The organism is Prochlorococcus sp. MIT 0701 (genome assembly GCF_000760295.1).
Classification (GTDB): Bacteria; Cyanobacteriota; Cyanobacteriia; order PCC-6307; family Cyanobiaceae; genus Prochlorococcus.
Window position 1 is genome coordinate 49,894 of the sequence record NZ_JNBA01000029.1, and the last position, 16,754, is coordinate 66,647.

21 protein-coding genes and 2 tRNA genes are annotated in these 16,754 nt (G+C 50.3%); 14 read left to right on the forward strand and 9 right to left on the reverse strand.

Annotated elements, in window-relative coordinates; all coding sequences use genetic code 11:
• The first annotated feature begins 152 nt into the window (after positions 1–152).
• Positions 153–2,318: a polyribonucleotide nucleotidyltransferase gene (locus EV12_RS07750; RefSeq protein ID WP_036914182.1), complete on the forward strand. Its 2,166-nt coding sequence runs from the start codon at positions 153–155 to the stop codon at positions 2,316–2,318.
• Between the two features lie 26 nt (positions 2,319–2,344).
• Here EV12_RS07750 and EV12_RS07755 read toward each other — a convergent pair whose 3' ends face one another.
• Entirely contained in the window at positions 2,345–3,262 is a 918-nt protein-coding gene (locus EV12_RS07755; RefSeq protein ID WP_036914184.1) for a 3'(2'),5'-bisphosphate nucleotidase CysQ family protein, read from the reverse strand.
• A gap of 24 nt (positions 3,263–3,286) precedes the next feature.
• Here EV12_RS07755 and rsmI point away from each other — a divergent pair, with 24 nt between their 5' ends.
• On the forward strand, positions 3,287–4,156 hold the full coding sequence (gene rsmI, locus EV12_RS07760; protein ID WP_036914186.1) for a 16S rRNA (cytidine(1402)-2'-O)-methyltransferase: 870 nt from the start codon (positions 3,287–3,289) through the stop codon (positions 4,154–4,156).
• Between the two features lie 43 nt (positions 4,157–4,199).
• The gene (locus tag EV12_RS07765) at positions 4,200–4,427 is read left to right on the forward strand and encodes a hypothetical protein (protein ID WP_036914188.1); all 228 of its coding nucleotides are present in this window, start codon (positions 4,200–4,202) and stop codon (positions 4,425–4,427) included.
• Between the two features lie 33 nt (positions 4,428–4,460).
• On the opposite strand, the gene EV12_RS07770 is transcribed toward EV12_RS07765, so the two are convergent.
• On the reverse strand, positions 4,461–5,279 hold the full coding sequence (locus EV12_RS07770) for a hypothetical protein (protein WP_036914300.1): 819 nt from the start codon (positions 5,277–5,279) through the stop codon (positions 4,461–4,463).
• 67 nt (positions 5,280–5,346) lie between these two features.
• Between EV12_RS07770 and EV12_RS07775 the strand changes: the two genes are divergently transcribed.
• The 4 genes from EV12_RS07775 (at position 5,347) to EV12_RS07785 (ending at position 6,038) form a co-directional block, all read left to right on the forward strand.
• A tRNA-Arg gene (locus EV12_RS07775) sits at positions 5,347–5,420 on the forward strand.
• The gene (locus EV12_RS14190; protein ID WP_193742181.1) at positions 5,396–5,566 is read left to right on the forward strand and encodes a hypothetical protein; all 171 of its coding nucleotides are present in this window, start codon (positions 5,396–5,398) and stop codon (positions 5,564–5,566) included. Before EV12_RS07775 ends, EV12_RS14190 begins: the two co-directional genes overlap by 25 nt.
• A complete protein-coding gene (locus tag EV12_RS13705; protein ID WP_152562306.1) occupies positions 5,563–5,799 on the forward strand; it encodes a hypothetical protein in 237 nt (78 codons plus the stop codon). The genes EV12_RS14190 and EV12_RS13705 overlap by 4 nt, the downstream gene beginning before the upstream one ends.
• A complete protein-coding gene (locus EV12_RS07785) occupies positions 5,778–6,038 on the forward strand; it encodes a hypothetical protein (RefSeq protein WP_036914192.1) in 261 nt (86 codons plus the stop codon). The genes EV12_RS13705 and EV12_RS07785 overlap by 22 nt, the downstream gene beginning before the upstream one ends.
• Before the next feature lie 66 nt (positions 6,039–6,104).
• Here the strand turns inward: EV12_RS07785 and EV12_RS07790 are convergent, their stop codons facing one another.
• The gene (locus tag EV12_RS07790) at positions 6,105–6,380 is read right to left on the reverse strand and encodes a hypothetical protein (RefSeq protein WP_036914194.1); all 276 of its coding nucleotides are present in this window, start codon (positions 6,378–6,380) and stop codon (positions 6,105–6,107) included.
• Positions 6,381–6,486: 106 nt separating this feature from the next.
• Positions 6,487–6,708, reverse strand: coding sequence for a hypothetical protein (locus tag EV12_RS07795; RefSeq protein WP_036914196.1), 222 nt, complete (start codon positions 6,706–6,708; stop codon positions 6,487–6,489).
• Positions 6,709–7,216: 508 nt separating this feature from the next.
• Here EV12_RS07795 and EV12_RS13710 point away from each other — a divergent pair.
• Both EV12_RS13710 and EV12_RS13715 read left to right on the forward strand, forming a co-directional pair.
• Positions 7,217–7,286, forward strand: a tRNA-Arg gene (locus tag EV12_RS13710).
• Positions 7,287–7,509: 223 nt separating this feature from the next.
• Positions 7,510–7,758: a hypothetical protein gene (locus tag EV12_RS13715; protein WP_036931247.1), complete on the forward strand. Its 249-nt coding sequence runs from the start codon at positions 7,510–7,512 to the stop codon at positions 7,756–7,758.
• Positions 7,759–7,843: 85 nt separating this feature from the next.
• Here the strand turns inward: EV12_RS13715 and EV12_RS07805 are convergent, their stop codons facing one another.
• Positions 7,844–8,188 carry a hypothetical protein gene (locus tag EV12_RS07805; protein ID WP_036914199.1) on the reverse strand — a complete coding sequence of 115 codons (345 nt, stop codon included), beginning with the start codon at positions 8,186–8,188 and terminating at the stop codon, positions 7,844–7,846.
• Between the two features lie 284 nt (positions 8,189–8,472).
• Between EV12_RS07805 and EV12_RS07810 the strand changes: the two genes are divergently transcribed.
• Entirely contained in the window at positions 8,473–8,937 is a 465-nt protein-coding gene (locus EV12_RS07810) for a secondary thiamine-phosphate synthase enzyme YjbQ (RefSeq protein WP_052039459.1), read from the forward strand.
• Positions 8,938–9,842: 905 nt separating this feature from the next.
• Entirely contained in the window at positions 9,843–10,025 is a 183-nt protein-coding gene (locus EV12_RS07815; protein WP_036914202.1) for a hypothetical protein, read from the forward strand.
• A gap of 636 nt (positions 10,026–10,661) precedes the next feature.
• Here EV12_RS07815 and EV12_RS07820 read toward each other — a convergent pair.
• Positions 10,662–10,994, reverse strand: a complete 333-nt coding sequence (locus EV12_RS07820; protein WP_036914204.1) for a hypothetical protein — start codon at positions 10,992–10,994, stop codon at positions 10,662–10,664.
• Positions 10,995–11,768: 774 nt separating this feature from the next.
• Between EV12_RS07820 and EV12_RS07830 the strand changes: the two genes are divergently transcribed.
• A complete protein-coding gene (locus EV12_RS07830; RefSeq protein WP_036914208.1) occupies positions 11,769–12,521 on the forward strand; it encodes an MBL fold metallo-hydrolase in 753 nt (250 codons plus the stop codon).
• 63 nt (positions 12,522–12,584) lie between these two features.
• Positions 12,585–12,719, forward strand: coding sequence for a hypothetical protein (locus EV12_RS14835; protein WP_255327602.1), 135 nt, complete (start codon positions 12,585–12,587; stop codon positions 12,717–12,719).
• A gap of 517 nt (positions 12,720–13,236) precedes the next feature.
• Here the strand turns inward: EV12_RS14835 and EV12_RS14195 are convergent.
• The 3 genes from EV12_RS14195 to EV12_RS07855 all read right to left on the reverse strand — a co-directional run bounded on the left by EV12_RS14195 (position 13,237) and on the right by EV12_RS07855 (position 14,689).
• Entirely contained in the window at positions 13,237–13,377 is a 141-nt protein-coding gene (locus tag EV12_RS14195; protein ID WP_193742182.1) for a hypothetical protein, read from the reverse strand.
• A gap of 92 nt (positions 13,378–13,469) precedes the next feature.
• The gene (locus EV12_RS07845; RefSeq protein ID WP_036914216.1) at positions 13,470–13,661 is read right to left on the reverse strand and encodes a hypothetical protein; all 192 of its coding nucleotides are present in this window, start codon (positions 13,659–13,661) and stop codon (positions 13,470–13,472) included.
• A gap of 680 nt (positions 13,662–14,341) precedes the next feature.
• On the reverse strand, positions 14,342–14,689 hold the full coding sequence (locus EV12_RS07855) for a hypothetical protein (RefSeq protein WP_036914221.1): 348 nt from the start codon (positions 14,687–14,689) through the stop codon (positions 14,342–14,344).
• Between the two features lie 263 nt (positions 14,690–14,952).
• Between EV12_RS07855 and EV12_RS07860 the strand changes: the two genes are divergently transcribed.
• Complete coding sequence (locus EV12_RS07860) at positions 14,953–16,074, forward strand: carbamoyl-phosphate synthase (RefSeq protein ID WP_241466492.1); 1,122 nt, start codon at positions 14,953–14,955, stop codon at positions 16,072–16,074.
• Positions 16,075–16,754: the final 680 nt, after the last annotated feature.

A 16,754-nucleotide genomic window follows, 5' to 3' on the forward strand; every position in this document is an offset into this window, starting at 1 on the left:
AGCTCTTAGTAATTCGCAAGAGGGATTGAAGTCATCCATCCCTCTTTTTTATTGCTTAGCAACTGAACCAACAGGAATCAATTCCAAAATTCCATGAAAGTTGACTCGGCAAAGTGCCAGTATGGTGCTTGACAAAAAAAACATAAGAGAACGTGCAAGGTCAGACACAGTCGATCTCCTTTGATGGTCGGGAGATTCGGCTGACCACAGGGCGATATGCCCCCCAGGCCGGTGGTTCCGTGATGATGGAATGCGGCGACACCGCCGTCCTGGTAACCGCCACCAGATCGACAGGCCGCGAAGGCATCGATTTTCTTCCCCTGATTTGCGACTACGAGGAGCGGCTCTATGCAGCTGGCCGCATTCCTGGCAGTTTCATGCGACGTGAAGGTCGCCCGCCAGAGAGAGCCACACTGATCGCTCGTCTAATCGACCGCCCCATGCGGCCCTTATTCCCTAGCTGGATGAGGGACGACCTACAGATCGTGGCAACATGCCTCTCCCTCGATGAACGGGTTCCAGCAGATGTGCTGGCCGTTACGGGAGCTTCCATGGCCACCTTGCTAGCAGGCATCCCCTTCCAGGGTCCAATGGCTGCAGTGAGGGTAGGGCTTCTCGGTGATGATTTCGTTCTGAATCCCAGCTATCGAGAAATCGAACGTGGCGATCTCGATCTCGTGGTGGCTGGCACCCCAGATGGAGTTGTGATGGTTGAAGCCGGTGCAAACCAGCTGCCAGAAGGGGACGTCATCGAAGCCATCGACTTTGGCTATGAAGCCGTCTGCGAATTAATCAAGGCACAGCAATCCATCCTCAAGGATGCAGGGATTAAGCAGGTACTGCCGGAACCCCCCACTCAAGACACCAAGCTGTCGACTTATCTGGAAAAAAATTGCAGCAAGAGCATCGGAGAAGTGCTTAAGCAATTTGAACAAACCAAAGCTGAACGCGATAGCAAGCTGGATGCCATCAAAGCGAAAACAGCTGAAGCCATTGACAGCCTCAAAGAAGACGATGCCGTTCGCAAGTCAGTGAATGCCAACAGCAAAGTCTTGAGCAATAACTTCAAGGCGCTCACTAAAAAATTGATGCGTGAGCAGATCATCAAACAAGGCAAACGCGTCGATGGTCGCAAGCTCGATGAGGTCCGCACGATCAGTTCCGCCGCAGGCGTGCTGCCAAAACGCGTGCACGGATCCGGACTCTTCCAACGCGGACTAACCCAGGTGCTGTCCACCGCCACCCTGGGCACACCCAGCGATGCCCAGGAGATGGATGACCTCAACCCTGGACCTGAGAAGACCTATCTACACCACTACAACTTTCCCCCCTATTCCGTTGGCGAGACACGTCCAATGCGATCCCCCGGCCGCCGTGAGGTAGGCCATGGTTCCCTCGCTGAACGCGCCATCATTCCAGTGCTGCCTCCCAAGGACACTTTCCCTTACGTGCTCCGGGTGGTGAGCGAAGTCCTCAGCTCCAATGGGTCCACCTCGATGGGCTCGGTCTGCGGCAGCACCCTGGCCCTCATGGATGCAGGTGTTCCGCTGAAGGCTCCAGTAAGCGGAGCCGCCATGGGCTTGATCAAGGAAGATGCTGAGATTCGCATCCTCACTGACATCCAAGGAATCGAGGACTTCCTCGGTGATATGGACTTCAAGGTGGCTGGAACAAAAGATGGCATCACGGCCCTGCAAATGGACATGAAGATCACCGGCCTTCCGGTAAAAACCATTGCAGAAGCTGTCAATCAGGCCCGCCCTGCCAGGATCCATATCCTCGAGAAGATGCTGGAAGCCATTGACGCTCCCAGGACTAGCCTCTCTCCCCATGCCCCGCGCCTGCTGAGTTTCAGAATCGATCCAGAACTGATCGGCACAGTGATTGGCCCAGGTGGTCGCACAATCAAGGGCATCACAGAACGCACCAACACCAAGATCGACATAGAAGACGGTGGCATCGTCACGATTGCTTCTCATGACGGGGCTGCTGCAGAGGCAGCTCAACGCATCATCGAAGGACTCACCCGCAAAGTAAACGAGGGGGAGGTTTTCAGCGGAACCATCACAAGGATCATTCCGATCGGGGCTTTCGTAGAGATCCTTCCCGGCAAAGAGGGCATGATCCATATCTCCCAGCTGTCAGAGGCTCGCGTGGAGAAGGTCGACGACGTCGTGAAAGTAGGGGATGAGGTGACAGTACGAATACGAGAAATTGACAATCGTGGCCGTATCAACCTCACACTCAGAGGCGTCCCTCAAAACGGCGAAGAGACTCAGTCAGAGCCAGCTCCAACTCCTGTAGCCCCTCTCAACTGAGGGGCCTGAAGGGCTATTAGGTCAATTCAAACCTGAAAGCCTGGGTCGATCTCTTGCATAGCCCGCGCCGCTGCTTCACAAAGCTGGGCGTGGGCGAGGCCATGACTGGCGATCAAACATCCGGCCTGACGTACATCACCGCTGTTGTAAGCAAGCTGGCGTCCATCAGCATGAGTGAAACATCCCCCTGCAGCCATCAGCACCGCCTCTGGAGCCGCCATATCCCAGTCTTTTGGAGCACTACGACCTGAAAGAGAGACATACAGATCTGTTTCTCCGCGCAGAATCGTGGTCACCTTGCACCCCACACTGCCCACAGCCTTGCTACCACCAAGAGCAAGGCTCTCTAGCAGCTGTTCAAGCCTGTTGTCGCGGTGGTTGCGACTCGCTACCAGCATCAACTCACCAAAAGCCTTGCGCTGACTAAAACGCACCGGCGAACGTTGTCCCTGCCGGTCTTCGCACCAGGCACCAGAACCGATCACACCAAACCAAAGCTCCTCGGCTTCTGGCAGGAGTACCACGCCAAGCACTGGTCGTTGACCATGCACCAAGGCAAGATGCACGGCGTATTCACCTGTGCCCTGCAAGAAGTCCTTTGTGCCATCCAAGGGGTCAAGGATCCACAACCATTCCGCAGCTAAGGGTTCGCCTGCAGTGAGTTGCTCCTTTGCCGTCTCCTCACTCAATAGAGTCCAATCTGCCAAGGGAAAATTCGCTTCTAAGCCATCCAAAAGCCAACTGTTCACCGCAAGGTCAGCGGCAGAGACAGGCCCCTCACCACCATCGTCAACACTCAGAGCCTTAGAAAATCCATGCGGTGGCTGTTCTCCCCGGGCATAGGCCAGCAGGATGTCTGCAGCACCCCAGCTCAATCGCCTCAATTGCTGCAACAAAACCTCCAGGTCCACACCAGCAGGGAGAAGAGGTGCGTTCGGCATCATGAATAGACACGTGCAAGCCTCATTTTGAGTCAGCGAGAGGAACCAGCACCAGGGGTGCTCTATGTGGTTGGGACGCCCATTGGTCACCTCGGAGATCTCTCCCCCAGAGCACGCTCTGTGCTCACGAATGTCTCGGCCATCGCCTGTGAAGACACACGCCATAGCGGCCATCTACTCAACAGCCTGGGCGCGCAGAGTCAACGCTTCAGCTTCCACCAACACAACACCAAAGCTCGCCTCCCCCAACTACTTCAACTGCTCAGCGAAGGGCAAAGCCTGGCTTTAATCAGTGATGCCGGGCTGCCGGGCATCAGCGATCCCGGCGAACAACTCGTCGCAGCCGCTAGGGCAGCGGGGCACCAGGTGATCTGTATTCCCGGCCCCTGTGCAGCAACAACAGCCTTAGTGAGCAGCGGACTTCCATGTGGCCGCTTTTGTTTTGAAGGTTTTCTACCCTCCAGAGGCAAGGAACGGCGGCAGCAGCTGGCAGCGGTCGCCAGCGAGACCCGAACAACCATTCTTTACGAAGCGCCACACCGGCTGGTGCAACTGCTGAAAGAATTGGCGCAACTTTGCGGGGATGAGCGGCCCTTACAGGTGGCCAGGGAACTCACCAAACGCCATGAACAACAAGTAGGGCCAACGATCGCAGCAGCCCTACAGCATTTTCTTGAACACAAGCCTCTAGGGGAATGCACTCTTGTCCTAGGAGGTGCTCCAATTGCAATACCAGATCAGCAAAGTGACGCGCATTGGCGAGCGGAATTGGCAGCATTGATGGCCAGTGGAGCAAGTGCAAGTGATGCCGCTCGACAACTCGCTCAACAATCAGGACAATCCAGAAGGGTTCTCTATGCCCTGCTACACCAAATGGTAGAAAACGAGAGCGAGTGAATTCCTAGAAACGGCAAACTAAGGGAACCATCGAAAACACATCATGCTGCTGCGGCTTCGACTGCTAACAACCAGTCTTGTCAGCGGCGGCTTGCTCCTGGTCGTGCTCTGCCTGGGAGCCCAAAATCTCACTGATCGCCACAGTCTCAGGCTGGGTGATGCCAAAAGCGCAGAGCTCCCCACAGGTTTTCTGGTAGGGATGTCAATCGTCGTAGGTGTCATTAGTGGCGGCACTACCGCCGCACTGCTTCTGCCCAAGCCAAGATCCTGAACGCCTCATAAGCGAATCAAGAACCGTTCAGATCTATGGGGCTTGAACATCAAGGGCAATCAGTGAACCCTCCAGCACCAAACGGGTGATGCCGCGAGCCAACAGATAGGAGGTGGTGAGCTCAAAAACACTTGTATCAGGCACCTTGATCACCCTTTGACTACGTCCACACTGACGTTTGGCAGAACGGGGATTCGCAAACAAACAAAGAGCCCGTCTGTCCTGATCATCATCGGCTAGCAAACCCAACTCTGAGAACTCCTTCAACGGGCGCGCATCAAGTTCAACTGTCTTGTCGACAAGCATATAAACACTGCTAGGTAACAAGCCAGGCAAGAGAGGCTCACATTTCACCTTTGGACGATCATTGAAAGCAACAGAATCTGCGACTAAAGGAACCAGCTCGCAAAACACCTCGGACCCAGGCAGATCTCCCATATCCGCCTCGAGATGGTCATCTTGGCTGGAGTCCTCTTCCGGATCATCACCAAAGTCATCGGCATCATCGAGAGCAAGAACACCTGCAGCTTCGTCGTCCAACGCGAGCTCATCCACCTTCCCCTCTTCAAGATTCCCCTCATCAAGCGAATTCAGCGTCGATGAACTCGACTCTGATGGATCATTAACGGTTGCTTCTCCAACAGCAGAGAGAGTCTTAGAGATGGCACCACGCTGGGCACGAGAGGCCTTCACCGCGACGTAGTCCTTCTCTGAAAGCAGCGTTTTAACGGTGCGAGTGACAGTATTAGGACTGCAGCCGTAAGCCTTGGCAAGGCTTGCTGTGGCATCACCTGCCCTGTAACGCTCCACAAGCTCAGATTTCTGGCTGTCGCTGAGCCGGCTGGCCGCCATCGGATGCAAGTTCGCAGCCTCTAACCATAGAAGGCCAACTCGATGTTGACTGCCACAATGCTCTGGTGCTCCCTTAGCTCAGCTGGATAGAGCAACTGCCTTCTAAGCAGTCGGTCGTGTGTTCGAATCACACAGGGGGCGTGAGTTATATCGGGGGTTCTCATCGCCATGCCTGGCGTCAGTCTGCTTTTGCAGCTGACGGCCCCTGGCGAAACAGCGCCAGAAAGATCCACCTACTTGAGGCCATCCGGCGAGCTCATAAGTTGAAGCGTCGGAGGAGGATATGAGCCGGAAGTCTCCAAAATTTCTCTCCCGTGAACAAGACGCTCTTCTGAGGACAGAGCTGCTGCGCTTGACTGCAGAGCTCCATCCGATCACCGTCCGCGGTCTCTACTCCCAAGCGGTCGTGTCTGCACTGCTGGATTACATCAGCCAGCACAGCATGGGGCAGCAGGGTCAACTACAACCTTCTTCAAGAATCTGCGTAAGGCAGCAGTCATGCCATGGGAATGGGTGGTAGATGAAACTCGACCCAACTATGGAGTCAACCGCTGGGTTGATCCTGCTGGCTTGACTGAGACAGCACCGCTGTATTACTCGCTGGATTTTTGGCGTAAGCAGCGGACTCGCCCGCTGGTCATGGTGGAAAAGGCAGGTCAGATCCCTTTTTATCTCCACCACGCTCATGAACGATGCCTTCAGCTTTTTGAAGGTGGCCTGGATGCTGTCGATTGGATCGAGCTGTACGGGCAGCAGTAGTGGCAGGCAGGCAATCAAAAACCCCACTCACGAGAGCGGGGCATTGTCTTCTGACTCTACCGATGGTCAATACCAGACATTCGGACCAGGATTTTCTTCACCAGGAGGCTGGTGGACGTTGCCACCATTGCCACCACCAGAGCCAGCAACGATCGTAATGACCTTGATGACTTCATCGACATAGTCAGAGCCTTCATGCTCCCCGTCGCCATCGCCGAAAGTTTTTTCAATCCACTTTCCTACTTTTGTCTTGGCTTTTTTGCCACCACCGCACACAGTCGTGAGATCAGTGAGTTGAAGCTCTTGGTCAATGGTTTCGTTGATAAAAGAAGTATTCGTCATGGTTTTGTTTAAGTGAGGAAGTGGAGGTCATCCCTCCAACACACTCACCATCTCTGAATTCACGGGATGACTCGATGACCTGCCTCAGTCGTCGCTGTGATGTTGCTCACAGGGTCAGATCGTCGGTGGTGAACAGCATCGCCAACCAATCTTCTGGAGGTTGATCCACATCTAGATCCCGAGGTAAGTAAGCATCCGCTGCCGACGGATGGGCTGGCCCAGTCGGGAGGATCGCCGGTAAGTGCTCACCAGAACGAATTGCGCGTGCTGCGTTGGTGAGTCGGGCCGGATCTGGACCAGCAATCCCTCCTGCTGATTCACCAGCCAACCCTCACCATGGGGCTTCTCCTGGAACTGCTTGTAATACGGATGTTCCTTAAACATCGGAGGAGTCTGGTCATCGCCCTCGGCAAACTGAGAGCCGCAATAAGTTACTCATGCCAGAGACCACCAAGACCTGCGTTGAGATGACGTGTTTGCAAGGGTTGGCGGATCTGGAACGACTCTAGGGACCATCGCTGGATTTCTTACCCACCAACGACCCTGAGGCAGCACCGCCGCCGCTCCCTCAGGGTCGCTGGCTCATATGGCCGTGACGAGCAAGCGGCTGCCAGGAGCGATGGTGCTCGATCGGCTGGATGTGGAAGCCAATGCTGTGGACCGAGCAACTGCCTTTCAGGCAATCAATCATGGAGGGATTGCAAGGTGCTGCACAGGGGTGAAGACCTGTTGCAAAAGGGTGAGAGCACTGCTCTCAGTTTTACTTCAAATCACTTTTGCAGAGGATTGCGGACGCAAGCACCGATTAACAAGAATCAATTCCCTCACACAAAAAAGCCCATCACCACTGGGCTTAATTACTGCCTTCTAAGCAGTCGGTCGATGGTTCGAATCCATCAGGGGGCGTGCAGCCAGAGAAAACGAGTTAAGGAATTCTCCAACCGCACCTCGGCCTTTTACACTGCGCGAGCTTAATTTTTACTTTAGGCAAAAGCTATGCGTCATTTAGTAGATAATTTTTACTATATCGTTTCAGCACTAATTAGCCCCGCAGCGGTGCAATTTAAAGAGGTTCTATACTTCAGCGGACAATGACCAGAGGAGCTGTTCTTTTGAGTCAGGGAAAGCCTTGCAGGCATGCTCCTTTATTCTGTTCGCAACAATTAAAATTACTTGGCCAAATAAATTCATTCATCCTCTTACGCTCGCCAGGGATGTTAGCCATCAATCCAAAATTAAAGAATCAATAGTAAGTCAAGTAAAAAAATTCCCACAAGTGAGTTCATGGGCAGCAGGTATCGCACAAAATCACAAAGGAATACCAATAAAAGGCCAAGGTATTTCCGGAGAGATCAACATGAAATTGTTGCTGAGTTGATTAAAGAGTAGCCGCATAAGAACGCATTACAATCTATACAAAAATAGCTTTCAATTCTTGAACACATTAATCTAACTGACCATTGCTAAGACTGATCATTATTGCCTGCGTCTTCAACAATGCATTCATCAATGGCGGCTTCGTCGATTTCGCTGACTACTGCAACAGAAGTCACGTCTTCAACTTTTGCAGCTTCATCAATTCCCTCTGGTTCACGCCGAACTAGCTCTTTAATAAACGCCTCAAGAAGATTATATAATCTTACAAATCGAACTGAAAGATCTTTAAGATCAATCCACATGCCCTCAAGGAGGGCTTTTATCTCCTCAGCCTTTTCACCTTTATTGAGCAGCAGGATTAAAGCTCCAACTCCTAAAACAATTCCCCCAAAAGAAAGAAGAATAAGCACAAAAACAACTAGAGCAGCCATGAACCTCCTTTTGACGCACTTAGACGATCACGCACACATCCATTAACGACAAGCAGCCTTCAATAAAATTCAGGAATCAAAAGCGCTAAGCATTAATGGAGAAATGACTGTGCCATTCGATTCACTCGGCTTGGGCACGTAATGATGGCTCATTGAAGAGTCCTCAAAGCTCTGTCCATATTTCAGAAGCCAGAGGTGATCGCAAAGACTGACTTGCATATGAACCAATATTCAGCGACAAAATAGCTATGCAGCTAATTTCATCACTGACAAGGTTTGGCCCCATGCCTACTGATGAGATCAACACTCTCGAGCTGAATAAGGGTCTCATCACGGTGATGACCGAAGGACCATTGGCCTTTCATCGCATCAGCGAGCCCCTGCAGCAACTTATCGAGAACCACGGTTACAGAGATGGTGCTGTGGTGCTGGCCGGTCTGCACACCACCACAGCCCTGATCGTGAATGAATGGGAAGAACGCCTGCTTGAAGACATCAAGCATTGGCTCAATCAATTGGCCCCAGCAAATCTGACCTGGAAACACAACGACCTTCATCTTCGCCCCAATATCCCTGAGGATGAACCGCGAAATGCCCATGCACACTTACAAGCGTTGCTGCTCGGTAATCACCTCACGGTTTCTGTCCAGGATGCCCAACTCGTGCTAGGTCGATATCAAGACGTCATCCTGGTGGAGTTAGACGGTCCACGACGACGACAGGTTGGCGTGAGCTTTCTGGGTGCTTAAAAGCTTAAAACGATCCCTCAAAATCAACCAATTCCCCAAAGTCTTTACACCATCCTGATCAACACCAACGCGATGAGCTAATCGCCATGAGTTGCTCCCGACCAGTACATAACGAATGCAAGGCAAAGCATGTCAACAGGCCAATCACCTAGCCAAGACAAAAAATCAGATAGGTGCTCCAATGAAAGCGCAGCTGGAATGCCACCACAGTTTTTTGTCGAGGCCAATCACACTCATCACTCGGGCTAATCCTGAATACCCCTGATATCCAGAAGCTGAACAACTTGGCACACTTGATTTAGCAGATTTCCTGTACGCATAAATTGGTTAGCACTTAAAGCCAAACATGCCGGCATACAGACCTATCGACGATGAGGTGCTCCTAAAAACAAATCACTGCTCGCGACGACTGCTCAACCAAAACTGCTAGAAGATGGGGATTCAAATGTTGAGCAGTTCAATCAACATCGTAAAAATATATTCGCCATTGTGAATCCACTATCTACTATCAAGAATCGAGTCAGTCGGGTGATCATGAAGCTCAACAACTCCCTAACGATTGGAGAAGGAAGCCCTCACCGGCAAGGCTAGGAGTTTGCATCCCTCTTGAGGATCTTGTTAACACGAGTTTTCCATCACTGGCAATAGAGTTTGATATCCCTGCTAGAGACAGGTGCTTAGGGAGTATTTCCCCCTGCGCAAGGGGCCACCTGTATTCCTGTATCGAATGGGTTTAAGTTTTTTTCACTCCTACCACGACGAGTTTCATTTGTACGGGATATTAATTATCTAGGTCGCCTTCAGATTGGGAGCAGCCTTGCTAACTAAACCTAGGAAAATAAACACAACTAAGCTGTATCCAAGACAATATTCATTCTAATATCACTTCACTGTAAAGACTCACTATGAACTTGCTCGCCACTGCAGGGCCTTTCGGCATCTCGCCTTCAGCTGATCAGCTCATGGTGATCAACCTTTCCGCAATCTTGGTGGGCACCACATTCAATGCTCACCAGAAGGTCATCAAATGGGGCGGGCTGGTCATCGCTGTCGTGACTGCAACTTGTGCACTCTGGTGCGGACACTAAGGACTCGGCAGCTTTCGGCTTGGGGGCAATATTGACCTCTTTAAAAAGCTAGCCATCAAGCAAGGCAGCAACCTCATGGAGGCTCTCAAGGTGCTCGTCCATCTCTCTGACCCATCGCAGCAGCGAAGATGGCAAGAAGGAATGCTTTATCTGAACACCTGAATACCACCCTGCTTAACCAGGACCACCAAGACTGTGAATGCTCTTGGTGGTCCCTAAAGGTTGGTTTGATCTAGTGCTCATAGCACACACATCTGCTGTTGAAGCCCCAGGTTTAACTGACATCAGCCTGATAGACAGTGAAAGCACTAGAAGCATGTTGAGCAATCAGCCATATGATCAAACTCACCCCTTCACCACTGGCATTAAGCCAGCCCAATACCTCTCTGATGCATGTGCAAAAACCTGCCAAAAGCGGTCGATCACGATGACAAAAAGTCGACACCGCTATAGGGGAAAAACAATAAAAAAAGCCCCGCTTTAAAAGCGGAGCTTTTTAGTGATATCAATGCTAACTAAATCCAGTGATGATACTTCTGAGAGATCGATTGATCAAATCAGCACAAATGAACACAGTGCCAATCAATTTAGATCTAACTGCTCATGCGAGCGGAAAAGAGGAAGATTGGCGAGCAATCAACCACCAGACCTAGAGAGTTGCCGACCCAACTGGTCTAGGACGAGCAATCCAAGGATGAGCATAAATAGGCCAACAGCCAACGAGGGACCAACCAAGCCGCGAGCCACCTCTACCACCGTCACAACGCTAGCCAGTAGCACAATGCCCACCAGCCATGGAGTACCTGTGCCCCAGCCTCTCAGAGAGCCATACACCCCGGAAGAGGGCAAGATATAACCAGTGAGGATAAGGCCAACGATCACGATGACACATACCAAATAGAACTGCCAACCGAGAGTCCCGGTAAGGACGATGACAGGGGAGCCGAAACTGCCAAGAACTGGAGGCATAATTTTTTAGCAGCCTTTACTTGAAGACGCCGAACCTTACCACATTTAGAAAGAATGAAGCTGGGCTCCGCTAAAAATTACAACAGGCGCCATTCCTGCCGGAATTCGTGATCGGACAATCTGATCAGTTTGATGTGATAGCAAGAGATCTACCCAGATTTTCTTTGGCCATCTCTACATCAAAGCAAAAGCCTGCAAATGCTTGACTACGAATTTAGCATGCATTTTGTATCATCAAATCACAAGGTTCGCAGATAAAAAGATATCCCTAAACGACCAAGAGAATGAAGCTGGACCTGCAGTATTCTAGAGAGAATAGATGAATTGAGCAAGAGCAGTAAATCAAACAATCATCAAAATCCCAAGACAATCTCTACTGGCTTATTCATACTTATTTCTTTTTCCAGTCGCGTTAAAAAGTCTCTTGATAAGTCGCCTAAATATTCGACTTACGAAGCAGATTTCTCGCCAATCGATTAAGTAAGAATAGTCGTCTTTACCTGTGAGGGCAGGCGTGGTCAATGGTTGGAAGTCCATTAACCACGCCTGCACCAAAATCTGATTGTTCTCAGGCAGAGCTCGCATGCCAAGCTCTATCAACGACAGATCACGACTCAACAGCATGCGACTTGAACATGATCGCCATGCAGAGCATGATCTCTTTCAAAGGAGATGGCAGCTGCCAGTTAAAAGAATTCCTACCTGCAAGACGGGTGCCTGCAGCAATCGATACCAGATCCCCGATAGGGTCAGATCTCAGAACCTGATCAGATCATGAACCTGGCAGCGACCTATTTTGGTGCCAACGGTTGGTTGCTGGAGTTTGGTGCCTGCAGGGTGTTGGTGGATCCCTGGCTCACCGGTCTTCTCTCCTTCCCACCAGGACCCTGGTTGCTGAATGGCAGGCTGCCCCGCGACTGGGCTGTGCCTGACAACCTTGATCTGCTGCTTTTAAGCCAGGGGTTACCAGATCATGCCCACCCAGAAACGCTGCAGCTTCTTCCCAAGGATCTCAAGATCGTTGGCTCCCCCTCGGCCGCAAAACTGGTTGGCCGCTTGGGGTTTACACAAGTAACGCCATTGCATCCTGGAGAGAGCACCAACATCGCTGGACTCACCATCCGCGCGACCGCTGGAGCCATGGTGCCCTCGATGGAAAACGGTTATCTCATCAGCAATGCTGACGGCAAGATCTACCTTGAACCTCATGGTTTTCTCGACAGCAAAATCGAATCACAATCCGTTGATGCGGTGATCAGCCCGGTGGTTGATCTTGGTTTGCCTCTTGCAGGGGCTTTTGTGAAAGGCCGTCAAGTCCTGCCTGAATTGCTCAAAAGATTTGAGCCAAAAACCGTCCTTGCCAGCACTGCTGGAGGGAATGTTCGCTTCGAGGGGCTGCTGAGCAGCTTTATGCAGATGGAGGGATCAGCAAAAGATGTTGCCGAAATGCTGCCTGCTCAGGTCAAGTTCATTGACCCAGAACCCGGCAAACGCTACGCCCTTAGCTCCAAGCAATCTCTGGTTTAACCATCTGGCTCATGAGCCCCGTCAGCAAGCTCAATAAAATCTCAAGCTGACGCGATTGAGGCCATGACGAAGACAAAAGAAGGTGATGCTCGCAATCAATCGTTCTTTCAGGCCAGAGGCTTCTTAAAGCTGTCTCGACTCCAGCTAAGCAAAGCAGGAATCTCTGAGCGAGTCCTGAAAACGAAGGGGTTATTTTGATCTGAGCTTTAACGCTGCGAAAACTGGCTGAAGCGGAGACTGAGCCTCGGCACAGGGGTAGACATGATTCATCTTATTCAAAATGTTCCCTGCTGTGAAGATCACAATCCACATCAGGATTATGGTGTTAATAGCAAATCATTTTCTAAAAGGATCATCTGCTGTTGCTTAAACGTCAACGCAATTTTGATAGCCCAATTTATTTTTTTGCCCGCACAAAAAAAGACCCGGATCAAAAATCCGGGTCTTGGAATACAAATTGACTATGAAAATCTAGAAACTCAGCCACCGTGGCAAGAGAATGCACCCATTAAGAAGTTGTGAACGCCTGGCACTGTGCGATCCAAGCCATAAATAAAGAGAGTCGACGCAAACAGAGTGGCCAATGTCTTCTGAGCCCAGTTGAGGCCTGAACTTCTTGAGAGTGCAGAATTCATTAATCGCAAAAGCAAGCGTAAATCGACAATAGCGCCTTTTCATGCTCTCGCTGTTGCAAGCATGAATTTGTACAAAAGCCTCATTGCTGAGCCCAGCCCCGCAAAGCGCCAAGGAAACGCAAGGGAACGACTCGACTCAATCCGAGCCAAGCATGGTTGGCGCGATTAGCAAGCAGCGAAGGATCACAAGGCTTAAACGGCGACACTCTCAGCACTTGCATGGAAATACAACAGCTGTGGCTTATTCATTCAGATTGAAAGACCAGTGTTTTCTCCACAAGACTGGTATCCATAAGAGGGATTGAGCTGCTTGCTATTCCGAAAAATTCCAGGTAATCAGCCCAATCGCTGTCAAGAACCAAAGCGCTACCACAAATGCCCCAAAAGCCCAACTCCCTCCCCTGCCGACGGCCCACAGCCAAACAAAGAGGCCGATGAACGCCAACACAATTTGAATCAAAATGTCTTGCTCAACAGGCAACGCAAGGAGCAGATCTCTGAACATGGATCAACAAATAGATCACAGCTTCCATCATTAACAAGTGTCGACGATGGAAGGAGGCAGGAAAAGAGTTTTAACCCTTAAAAACCATTATAGCATCAGCTCGCCAGACTTGAAAGGTCAGAACATTAAGGGGGCTAATGATTATCAGCGGGCCCCGCATGCAAATAGCTTGGAGTTTGCAGGCATACTTTAAGTTATTAATCAACAAAATCATAGTTTTTCATAGAGCTAATCGCGGGCAAGAAGCTCAATACTGAAAGTCAATAGACAAGCGGGAAAGGTTCTTTAAAGCCACTGGCAAACTAGATTAGACGCTGTGAACCAATGCATTGTCTCGATACAGGTCGATTAAAATCCACAAACTTAGACATTAGTCAAGCAGCAGCAAAAGATGTGATTACTCCAAAAGCTGTGTATGAACTGCTTCCTATCTGCAACGAAATAAAAAACAAAGTCTCATGAATTAGAGCTGCAAGAATAGGAATCCCAATGTTTCTATGGCCAGCTTTGCCAAGCCCTGCTGCAAGAATCAGTGAGCAAGGCTTGTGCTGCATCCGCCCTGGGCTATAAAGAAGCATACGAGGGTCAAGACAATATTTACGCTGACGGTCAGGGTTAACGGGGCAACAATAAAGACGATTAAAAGCAATGCAAGAGATCACTAGTTCTGCTCTCTTAGATCACAAACCTCGACAACTGTTGCTGACCTCCTCCAGCATGATCAAAGCATCATCCCCACGTCCAGCTCGAAGCTGACTCATAATCACATCGGATTGCAAACCAAGCAGCAAGGTCTGACAGGGATAGTTGCTCTGAGCTCCTGCTCGTCTCTGCAGGGCTTCGGCCCGCAGCAACGCGGCTTGGCATGCGTTGAACTGACCAGATTGAAAGCATGCGAGTGCTAGCGGCGTGAGGCCTGGAAGCTGAGCCGCTCTTACAGGAATCATCCCTAGTAGTGGAAGAGAACCACAGAGCACAAGCTGCAGCAAGAGGCACCATCTCTGCGACTCCTGCCTTAGAAGCGACATGATTCCTTTGCAAGAACAGTGCTTCTTATTTCAACGCAAATGAATGGTTCTATCGCAAATACTCAAAAGTAATTTGCATGCCGCTCATCCCAAAAATTCACTTTACTGCAGTTGATGTGACCAAAGCACAGACTGATGCAAACGCAAAGGCGCTGCCTGCAGCGCAGAAATGAGGGCCAACATTGCCAACCCAACGACTGCCTCAAGCCCTGCTCGGCAATCCAGTTTTCAAAGGATGCTGAGCTGAGAATTTAGTCAATCCCATGCAGCGTTCCCTTCGCCTTCCTTTATCCGTCGCTAGTGCGGCTGCTCTAGCCCTTGCCAGCACTCCCATCCAACCAGTCGCTGCTCAAGAAGAAGACGGCAGTGCATCAGATCTGGGGGTGATGGAGATCAACCTCAAAGATGCCGTTCAGTTCAACTGGGGTTTTCAAGGCGCATTGCAAGGTGCAGGCACACCCAATCAAGCCGGTATTGGCGCGTTTCTGCCGATTGCCGTTGGTGAGAACAGCGTTTGGTTTATTGATGCTTTAGCCAATGCCAACTTTGCTGATCGCGAGGGCGACAGCAGCATCATCAACACCGATGTGGCTGGCACCACCGTCAGCACCTCAACAAGGCTTGGATACCGCTGGCTCAATGGTGATCGCAGCTGGATGTTCGGGGTGAATGCTGGTTATGACAGCCGCCCGATGAATACCGGTAATGCCGATACCGGGGTGGATGTCACAGACAAGCGTGATGTCTTCTTTCAGCAAGTTGCAGCAGGTCTAGAGGCTGTCAGTAATACATGGAACTTCAATGCCTATGCGTTAGTTCCAGTTGGTGATACAGAACAGCGCTTGAACAACTTTTATCTAGGTGGTGCTTTAGATACCTACGGCTTAGATGTTGGTTACAGCATCACACCAGATCTCAATGCCTCCGTTGGTTATTACTATCAGCAAGGCGATCTAGATGATGCAGATAGCTCTGGTGTTAAAGGAAGACTGGCCTACAACATCAGCAATGGTTTAACTCTTAGCGCCGATCTTTCTTACGACGAAGCTTTTGATACACGTTGTACGGCAGATATTAAATATCGCTTTGGCAATAATGGCTATGGTTCACCAAGCAAGAAGGAGCCAGCCGTAATGTCTGCAATTCAAGCGTTATCTGCAACACCAGCTAATCGTGATGTAAGGGTGCACGATGGCTGGTGCGTCGAGGTTACAAACTATGAGGGGGACACCTTCCATGAGATAAAACATTGCATGCCTTGGTGGTGCGAGTTAGTTTTGGTGTGCACGAGTAATAAGTGTGAAGCACAGTGTGACGGCGGTATGTACACCGGTGGGAAGTACGGGTCGGGGTGGCACCACTTTAACTGGGCTAATGTAGATTAAGGGGTAGCTGAATTACAAGGCCCCCATATCTTTTTATTTGGCAAGCCAATTTTTGCACTGCAATACGAGGCTTGATACCTATATTGTTACAGCCTAGGCAAAACCCTGCAATGAAAGGGGGCTTTTCTTCCTCAAGCACGCACAGAATATCTATAACTAGCTTTCAGCCCCTGACACATTCTTGCCTCTTTAATATTCAAGATTACGTGGATTAGGTCAGCATAGAAACTGATGATGGTTACGTACCGCTACAAATCAAGTCATCAACTTCTTGACTTTAAATAATATCGTTATCCGCTTAAGCAATCCTCGATTTAGGAGAATATCTTAACCCCAAGGAAGACGTTCTTGGCCTGGTGAAGCCCTCTTCTTCTTGCTTCTAGTTCTTGCACTACTCACCAGTCGCTTGAGCATGCGACTACCCCTGTGGCACTTGGAGCCGCCTTTGCTCTTATGGCGACAGTGCTGGCAGAAATGCTCATAGCACTTGGAACATCAATCCAATATTGACGAAAGATTTAAGCAGACTGAGCAACATTAACTGATTCTATCTGTTCTCAGCCTGACGCATCAACTTTATTCAATTCAGTCGATTCTTAAACTCATCAACTTTAGATTGAACGATAGAAGATTTACGAGTCAAAGTATGATAACAAAAAATGAACATGCTTCATACAATC